Here is an 8,117-nt window from a genome sequence, read left to right as displayed (position 1 = left end):
ACCCTGTCGTTAGGGAGGCGGGGCAGGAGGTGGGTGATGGAATCGACTGCGATCCGGCCCGGCCCGGCTTTTGCAATTTCCTGGAACAGCGCCTCCATGCCGGCGTCGGTGAGGGCCGGCGCAATGAACCTGACCCTCGCGCCAAGCAGCTTTCTGAACTTTTCCTCGGTAAAAAGCGGGTTGAGGCTGACGTATGTGCACGCGTCGCCCTCTGCTATCCCGTCGCGGAGAAACTGCATGCAATACATCGTCTTGCACGAGCCGGAAGGGCCTGTCAGCAGGAACGCCCCTCTCGGCAGCGCGCCTTTCGAGCTGAAAATGTGGCGCAGGCCCGGAACCGCGTCTCGCCTGCCAGTGCCGTCCGCCATGTCTAGCAACCGGCCGGAAGGCACTTAAACTTTGATCTGCACGGCATCGATGAGCTTCTCCACCTGCTTTGTAAACGGGTGCGCAGGCTGCGTGAGCACCGTGAGAAACTCTTTTCTGCTAAACTGTATATCGCAATAGCACGGGATGGACGAGATGACTTCCATTCCAGTCTTGCCTGTGAGGAGCCCCTCGATGTCGTGGTTGCCTTCCGCTGCGCGGCCGCCTCCAGCTGCAAAGTCCGGCACGCAGTACCCTGCCACCCTGTTGAGGAGCAGGAACGACCTTGCGCCGTATTTTGTCAGCGAGCTGTATATCTCGGCCGCGAGCCTGTTCGTGCCGTCAATGTCGATCTCGCCCATCTTTAGCGTGAGAAAGAGCGCGTCGGCGACTGCCAGCGCGTTTATGGACCAGTACCTTATCCCGGGGCTCGTGTCTATGATGATATAGTCCGGCTCGTAGTTTGAGATCAGCTGCTCCCTCAGCAGTATGAACCTCCTGAGCTGCGACTTGGATCCTTCCATCGTGTTGCTCTCCATCTTGTAGATCTCTTCTTTTTTCACGTTGCACATGCCTATCCACAGCTTGCCGCCGTCTGCAACGCCCCCGGCGTACCCCTGGATGGTCTGGGTGACGTCGGTCATCACTTCCTCGACGTCGGCGTCGCCCTGCAGGTAGTCGTTGAGCCATTTCTTGGGCTCTTTCTCAAAGTAGGTGTAAAGGCTGGGGGCGTAAACGTCCAGATCGAGAAGCGCTACCTTGGAGCCCCTTTTTGCCAGAAGGGCTGCGCAGTTGGACGCAATCGTGGTCTTGCCGGTCCCTCCCTTGTACGAGTGGAAGGCAATGCACTTGGCCATGGGGATAGTTGAGGAGGCTACCATATAGCAATTTCCTAAAAGCGTTCTATTCAAGTTTAAATTCTCTGTCCAGGTACGCCTAGGCATGGCCGACCCTGACGCCCGGCGCCTGCTGTGGTTCCTCTTTGCCGGCTCCAGGGGCGGGGAAAACCGGATAAGGATAATCCACCTCCTGAAGGAGCAACCGTACAACATGAACCAGCTTGCCGAGGCGATGGGCCTCGACTACAAGGCCATACAGCACCACATCAGGGTCCTTGAGAAGAACAACATGGTGACCAAGCAGGGAGAAAAGTACGGCGTGCTCTATTTCATCTCAAACTACCTTGAGCACAACATCGAGGCCTTTGACGAGGTCAAGGCGGCGATTGAAGAGAAGGCGAAAAAGGGGATATGAAGAGATCTGGAAAAAAGTAAATAAGACGAATCGGTAGAGTTTGCAATATGTCGTTGATGATGGACATCAGCGCTGTGGTCAGCCTGGTGAACATTGGGGTGCTGGCCATCCTGCTGGCGACCTACGGCAGGATCTACAAGAACACAAAGGCGACTTTTACGCTCGGCCTGATGTTCTTTTCAGCCATGCTCGCGCTCCATAACGTCATCGCGGTCTATGGCTATTTTGCCATGGCGCCCCTCTATGCAGACGCCCTCTTGCCGTATTTCGTGGGCGTCCACATCGCGGAACTGGCAGGCATCGGCGCGCTCTTGAAAGTGACCATGAGGCCATTCTGATATCTTTCCATCCCTGCCCGCGCCAGCTGTGGACCGCCGCGGGAGGATCTGGTGCAAATTTGGAACAAAGTATAAGTGCAAAAATGGTCAAGTTTCGCATGAATTGGTAGAGACAAGCGTGCTCGTGTCGGCGCTGGCAGGCGCAGGCTCGTTCTTTTCGCCCTGCATACTTCCCATAGTGCCGGCGTTCATCTCCTACCTGTCGGGCACGACTCTCAGCGAGGTCCAGAACACCGGCGAAGGCTCGCAGGTGGCAGTCAAGCGCATGACGCGCCTGAACATATTCCTCAACACGGTGTATTTCGTGCTCGGCTTCTCGCTTGTCTTTGCGGTCCTTGGCGTGATATTCAACAGCGTCCTTGCCAACGTCGGCACCGGATTCCAGGGCACGCTCCAGTCGATAGGAGGGGTAGTCATCGTCGCCTTTGGCGCCTACCTGGTGCTTGCCACGAAATTCCGGTCGCTCAACTTTGAAAAGCGCATGACCAAAATACCCCGGTTCAAGACCAGCTACATAACCTCGTTCGTGTTTGGCGCGGCGTTTGCATCGGGCTGGACCCCGTGCGTCGGGCCCATCCTCGGGAGCACGCTCACGCTTGCCGCCACGTCGCCGGGAGCCGCATACAATTCATTGCTTGCATACGCACTGGGCCTCGGAATCCCGTTCCTGGTCACGGGCGCCTTCTTTTCGCAGGCCACCGGCCTCATCCGCAGGATGGTCAAGTACCTGAAATATTTCAACCCGATAATGGGGGCGATTCTGATAGTGCTGGGCATACTGGTGTTCACAAACCAGCTGAGCGTCGTCGCAAGTTTCCCCCTCGCTAACGAAATAGTAAACCTGGAGAGGGGCATATGAACAGGGACAACCTGAGCGCCCTTGCCGTGGGCGTAGCGGTGGTCGCGCTCATCGCCGGCTTTGGCGTCTACTTTAACAACCCTTCGCTGAATCCGGCAGCAGGCAACGGCGGCGAATTCGTTACGGCAGTCAGCGATAACGGCACCCGGGTCGCGATAGACAAGTCGCAGTTCCGGCAAGCGCCCGAGCTGGCGGGCATCAGCAACTACATCAACACAGGCGAGTTCAAGATCGCGGACCTGAAGGGCAAGGTGGTGCTGGTCGATTTCTGGACGTACAGCTGCATCAACTGCATCCGCACCATCCCGTACCTTAACGCGTGGCACGAAAAATATGCCGACGACGGCTTGGTTATAGTCGGCATCCATGCTCCGGAATTTGACTTTGAGAAAAATCCCGAAAACGTCCAGGCCGCAGTAGAGAAATTCGGGATAAAATATCCTGTCGTGCAGGACAACGAGCATGGCACGTGGGACGCCTACCAGAACCGCTACTGGCCCCGGAAGTACCTTGTAGACGACGAAGGCTACATTCGCTATGACCACATCGGCGAGGGCTCGTACGGCGAGACTGAAAAAGTCATAAAGTCACTCTTGCAAGAGCGCGCCGCCAACTCGGGCCAGGCAATAGCCATCGACGGCTCGGTGGTCAATCCGGACGCGCAGAGCGTCGACTTTGGCCAGATAAACACGCCCGAGCTGTACTTTGGCTATGATTATGCGAGGGCGCCCCTTGGCAACCCGGAAGGGTTCAAGCCAGAGCAGACGGTGACGTACAGCATCGCCGACGACCAGAAATTCGAGCCCAGCACCATCTACGTTTCAGGCAAGTGGGAAAACAAGCCGGCCTATATGGAGCTGAAAAGCGGCGTTGGGCGCATTGTGCTAGAGTACTCGGCCAAGTCGGTCAACATCGTGGCTGGAGGAACTGCAGCCGCCCACGTTTCAGTTGACGGCAAGTCGCCCAACGCAAAAGGCGCTGACGTGGGCGAGGACGGCTCGTTTGCGGTAGACGGCCAGAGGCTCTACAACGTGGCGTCGCACAGGGCGTATGGCGACCACCGGCTGGTGATAGACGTAGTAGGGGAAGGGTTCCAGATATACACATTCACGTTCGGTTAAGCTTGTCCCGCCCCGCACAAGCTTGAAAAATTGTTGTACTATTCATTTACTACCTGCTATTGGTATCTATTGCCATTGACAGGCATAAAATGCCAAATCTAAACGCGTTCCTTAAGTTTGCAATAGCTTGAAAAAGGAACCAAAGGGGAGAGAATGGAAGCTTCCCGAGCATCCCGTTCTCCCTCCGCGGTACCGACATGAAACCAGGTACCGCGACTCTCCCCTTTTACAAAATTAATCGGTTGTTGTAGTATTGCGATGACCTTTTGCTCTACTTCTGCTTGTTAAAGCCAAAGTAGCAAGCGTGGCAATAGTCCTTGCCATAGATCACGCCTGCGTTGCCGCACTTCATGCAGTTCTTGTCGTGGTCGATGGTCGAGTCAAGCGACTTTGCCTTTTGCAAGCAGGTCGGGCATATAGGAGCGTCAAAGTCGTAACTGGAGAGAAAGCCTGCCCCGCACTGGGTGCATTTATGGCTGTACATCTTGCCCTTGGGCTTCCAGCGGTTGAAAAGTCCCACATACGCTATTTACATTACGGAATAATCAATCTTGCGTTACAGTGTTACGTGTCCAAAGTGCCATAATGGCTATATTCCGCTGCAGTGTCTCGGTCGTGGTGGCAGGCCCAGACCTTTGCGCCAAGATACTAGAGCTTGACGCAAACATGGGCGCGTTCTTCGTGGAGAAAGGCCACCTGGTCCACTGGCGTATGCGGGAAGGGCTAAAGCTGCCCGAGCCGGAAAAGGTGGGCGCGCTGATGTTCCAGCGCACGCTCATACACAGCATGCTCCAGGCGCGCGAAGAATACGTCGGCAAGATGCACTTTAACCTGACAAGCTATGACCAGATGGACATCTTTCATTTCGGTCTGGACAGCCGCGGGGCCTCCATAATGCTGGTCACGGTAAAAAAGCCATACGACCTCAACACGCTTGTGCCCCGGGTCATGCGCCTGCTTAGCAAGCACCGCGGCTAGCGCCTATCGATATGCAGATATATCATCCGCAGCCACAGCTTCTCCATGTCCGAAGCAAGCCAGCTTTTGGTTCGCAGGATAAAGGACGGCACCGTCATAGACCACATTGAAGGCGGCAAGGCGCTCCTCGTCCTGCGCGCGCTTGCGATAACCGGCAAGGAGGGCAACGTCATCACCGTCGCCCTGAACGTGCCTTCCAGCAAGCACGGCAAGAAAGACATCATCAAGGTCGAAAACCGGTTTTTAGAGACAAACGAGACGAACAAGCTCGCGCTCATCGCCCCGAGGACCACGATAAACATCATCAAGGACTACAAGCTGGTCGAGAAGCGCAAGATTCAGCTCCCTGACTCGATATCGGGGATATTCAAGTGCCCGAACCTGAAATGCATCACAAACAGCGGCGAGGAGATAAAGTCAGCCATCGACGTAATCGACAAGGAAAAGATGGTGCTGAAATGCCGCTACTGCGCCCGCACCATCTCGGTGGACGAGCTCGTGTTCTGAGGCCACGACCCCTCGCCTGACACCGACCTTATCTTTACGATGCGGTTTTCCTTCTTCCACCCGTCCTTGCCCGGCTTTATCCTGTCGATGGCAAAGTGGAACCCTATCAACGGGCCAAACGCCGCCACCGTGACTGCGGCAAGCGCGTAATTTTGCGTCGAAAGCAGGTACAGCGTTATCCCTGCGCCCGTCATTATCTCTATCCACGTGCAGGTGCACAGCTGCATCGCAATCTGCTTCAGGCTGGTCATCAGCATGAATTGTCGTTTCTGATATTTTACGATTTTTCCAGATCCCGCCCAATTCACTGGCCGTCTTTTGGAGGAGCTCTGGCAAACTTTTTCGCAAGCCTGATGCCAAAGCCCATGGAAATAAACAGCGATATCAGAGACGCCGCCAGGGTCACGATGATCGGCTGGTCGAACACAAAGTGCGATACCACGGCGACGACCACGGCCGGCACCGCTATTATCACGGCCAGGAGGGTGCTGACTGCGTACACGCGGCCGATGATGTTTACGGGATTCTTGTCGTCGCCTGACACAGGGTTCCCACGGCGTGAATTAATTTAAGCCTTGTCTTCACGCGCCAAGTACTTATTGTCGCCTTATCCTCAAGAGGGCATGGAGCTGTCCGGCGTAGAGCTGCGTTACATTGTCAACGAGATAGCAGCCAGGGTGACCTCCGGCCACTACATTTCAAGCGTCAACGCCGTGACGCAAGGCTCCCTCCTGCTAAAGCTGCACCACCCTACGCAGGAAGACATCATGCTCATGCTCTCCAACCGGGGCATGTGGATAACAAAGCTGAAATTCAAACCGGTAGAGGACAACCGCCTGGAACGGGCTGCGCAGGCAGAGTTAGAGCGCGCAAAAATAGAAAGTATCGAGCAGGCGGGCAGCGAGCGCATCGCAGTGATAAAGCTGAGGATGCTGGACGGCTCGGCCCGGATGGTGGTGTGCGAGTTCTTTGGCGACGGCAACATTGCCATCTGCAACCAAGACATGCAGATAATTGCCATCCTGAACTCGATAGAGGTCCGCCACAGGACGCTAAAGGCGGGGCTCCGCTATGCGTTTCCGCCTTCAAGGGGCGTCGATGTCTTTAACCTGTCGCTTGAGCAGCTTCTAACGCTTAGGAATGAGGCCAAGAACCTCGACGTGCTGCGCTGGATAGGCCGCAGCGTGTCCATGCCCAAGAAATTCGTCGAAGAAGTTGCCAAGAGGTCAGGCATCCCGGCCGGCAAGCAGGCAGGGCAGCTGGCAGACGACGAGGTCGGCAGGATCTTTGCAGTCATCAAGGGGCTGGTGGAAGACGTGAGCCTGGGCAGGAACCACGAGCCTGTGGTCATCATGGCGGCCGACAAGCCCATCGACGCGCTACCGATTATTACGGATGAAGCGAGCAAGCTCGAATCGAAAAAAGTCCCCACATTCATGGAGGCCCTTGACGAAGTGCTGAGCGTCGAGATACTGGACGTCGGCAGGAGCTCAAAGACGGTAGAAATCGACAAGCAGATAGCGATGCTGGAGCACGACTTGGCAGAGCAGAACAAGGCCAAGGAGGCGGTCCTGCAAAAGGCGTCGGCCATACGCAAGCTGGCAGGCGAGCTGATGGCCATATCCTACCAGAAGGACGACGGCGCGCTGCACGACGTCATTGCAGCCAACGCAGCCGAGGTCGTGGTCGAAAAGGGCGTGAAATACCTCCACGTAGCCGGCGAAAAGACAGAGTGGCAGGCAAACCTTGCAAAGCTGAGCTCGATGCTCTTTGCCCGTGCAAAAGAGATGGAGCGCGGCAACGCATCAATAGAGGAGGCGCGTGCAAAACTGCTCCTGCAGATTGAAAAGCTGCGCAACCAGACTGCAGCCATCCACCGCAAAATCGTGGTGCAAAAGCAGGCAGCCAAAGAGTGGTACGAGCGGTACCGGTGGTTCGTCACAGGCGACGGGCTCCTTGCCATAGGCGGGCGGGATGCTTCGTCAAACTCGGCGCTTGTCCGCAAGCACCTGACAGAAGACGACATCGTCTTTCACGCCGAGGTGCACGGCTCGCCCTTTTTCATAGTAAAGAACGCCTCTGCGCCGGCGCAGGCGGGCAGCATCGAGCCCAGCCTGCAGCAGGTGGCGCAGGCGACGGTCGCCTTCAGCAGGGCGTGGAAGGACGGCCTTTCAAGCGCCGACGCGTACTGGGTGCTGCCGGAGCAAATCAAAAAGGGCGCGCCCACCGGCCAGTTCCTCCCCAAGGGCTCGTTCGTGATAGAGGGCAAGCGCAGCTACATCAAGGGGATTGAAGTCCGGCTTGCAGTCGGGGTGACGGAAATCGAGGAGAGGGAAACGCTCGTGTGCGGGCCGGAAGAGGCGGTGAAAAAGAGGTCGCTTGTCTATGCGGTCCTGCTCCAGGGCGGCCTTGACCCGATGAGCGCGGCCAAAAAGGCCAAGGCCGAGCTCGTCAAGGCGGCAGGCGACGGCGATCTCGGCGAATCGATAAAGAGGATGAGCCTCGACGACTTTGTCCGCGCGCTCCCGACCGGCCAGTCCAGGGTTTCGTTTGCCGCCAGGGGGCAGCCAGCAATTGCTGGCAGCAAAGGTAATTAAAAACCAAGGCAGAGATTTCCATGTGGTAAAAAAGCCAGTCAGGGAGCACGCCGACGCAAACATGACCGCGCGCGTCATCGTGCGAGACATCATGAAC

Annotated in this window: 12 protein-coding genes; 7 read left to right on the top strand and 5 right to left on the bottom strand. The window is 56.5% G+C overall.

The window, feature by feature from the left end:
• Together ACREAY_RS07790 and ACREAY_RS07785 are read right to left on the bottom strand one after the other, a co-directional pair.
• On the bottom strand, positions 1-368 hold a 368-nt coding region (locus ACREAY_RS07790), incomplete at its 3' end, for an RAD55 family ATPase (protein ID WP_431755206.1).
• Positions 369-392: 24 nt separating this feature from the next.
• Positions 393-1,223: a MinD/ParA family ATP-binding protein gene (locus ACREAY_RS07785; protein ID WP_431755205.1), complete on the bottom strand. Its 831-nt coding sequence runs from the start codon at positions 1,221-1,223 to the stop codon at positions 393-395.
• A gap of 85 nt (positions 1,224-1,308) precedes the next feature.
• On the opposite strand from ACREAY_RS07785, the gene ACREAY_RS07780 reads away from it, so the two are divergent.
• The 4 genes from ACREAY_RS07780 (at position 1,309) to ACREAY_RS07765 (ending at position 3,938) form a co-directional block, all read left to right on the top strand.
• The gene (locus ACREAY_RS07780) at positions 1,309-1,620 is read left to right on the top strand and encodes an ArsR/SmtB family transcription factor (RefSeq protein ID WP_431755204.1); all 312 of its coding nucleotides are present in this window, start codon (positions 1,309-1,311) and stop codon (positions 1,618-1,620) included.
• Positions 1,621-1,667: 47 nt separating this feature from the next.
• Positions 1,668-1,958, top strand: coding sequence for a hypothetical protein (locus ACREAY_RS07775; RefSeq protein WP_431755203.1), 291 nt, complete (start codon positions 1,668-1,670; stop codon positions 1,956-1,958).
• 103 nt (positions 1,959-2,061) lie between these two features.
• A complete protein-coding gene (locus tag ACREAY_RS07770; RefSeq protein WP_431755202.1) occupies positions 2,062-2,817 on the top strand; it encodes a cytochrome c biogenesis CcdA family protein in 756 nt (251 codons plus the stop codon).
• Positions 2,814-3,938, top strand: coding sequence for a thioredoxin family protein (locus tag ACREAY_RS07765; protein WP_431755201.1), 1,125 nt, complete (start codon positions 2,814-2,816; stop codon positions 3,936-3,938). The genes ACREAY_RS07770 and ACREAY_RS07765 overlap by 4 nt, the downstream gene beginning before the upstream one ends.
• Positions 3,939-4,209: 271 nt before the next feature.
• Here the strand turns inward: ACREAY_RS07765 and ACREAY_RS07760 are convergent, their stop codons facing one another.
• Positions 4,210-4,458 (bottom strand): hypothetical protein, encoded by a 249-nt coding sequence (locus ACREAY_RS07760; RefSeq protein WP_431755200.1) that lies wholly within the window; start codon positions 4,456-4,458, stop codon positions 4,210-4,212.
• Positions 4,459-4,556: 98 nt separating this feature from the next.
• On the opposite strand from ACREAY_RS07760, the gene ACREAY_RS07755 reads away from it, so the two are divergent.
• The gene (locus tag ACREAY_RS07755; RefSeq protein ID WP_431755199.1) at positions 4,557-4,916 is read left to right on the top strand and encodes a hypothetical protein; all 360 of its coding nucleotides are present in this window, start codon (positions 4,557-4,559) and stop codon (positions 4,914-4,916) included.
• Positions 4,917-4,961: 45 nt separating this feature from the next.
• Entirely contained in the window at positions 4,962-5,423 is a 462-nt protein-coding gene (gene pyrI, locus ACREAY_RS07750) for an aspartate carbamoyltransferase regulatory subunit (protein WP_431755198.1), read from the top strand.
• Here pyrI and ACREAY_RS07745 read toward each other — a convergent pair.
• Together ACREAY_RS07745 and ACREAY_RS07740 are read right to left on the bottom strand one after the other, a co-directional pair.
• A complete protein-coding gene (locus ACREAY_RS07745) occupies positions 5,381-5,674 on the bottom strand; it encodes a hypothetical protein (protein WP_431755197.1) in 294 nt (97 codons plus the stop codon). The two genes, pyrI and ACREAY_RS07745, sit on opposite strands and share 43 nt — an antisense overlap.
• 53 nt (positions 5,675-5,727) lie before the next feature.
• On the bottom strand, positions 5,728-5,967 hold the full coding sequence (locus tag ACREAY_RS07740) for a hypothetical protein (RefSeq protein WP_431755196.1): 240 nt from the start codon (positions 5,965-5,967) through the stop codon (positions 5,728-5,730).
• Between the two features lie 55 nt (positions 5,968-6,022).
• Here ACREAY_RS07740 and rqcH point away from each other — a divergent pair, with 55 nt between their 5' ends.
• Complete coding sequence (rqcH, locus tag ACREAY_RS07735) at positions 6,023-8,020, top strand: ribosome rescue protein RqcH (RefSeq protein WP_431755195.1); 1,998 nt, start codon at positions 6,023-6,025, stop codon at positions 8,018-8,020.
• Positions 8,021-8,117: the final 97 nt, after the last annotated feature.

The sequence above is a fragment of the Nitrososphaera sp. genome (assembly GCF_050748925.1).
Taxonomy (GTDB): domain Archaea; phylum Thermoproteota; class Nitrososphaeria; order Nitrososphaerales; family Nitrososphaeraceae; genus Nitrososphaera.
The sequence above is the reverse complement of the archived record's forward strand: the minus strand, read 5'-3'. Positions and strand labels throughout refer to the sequence as shown.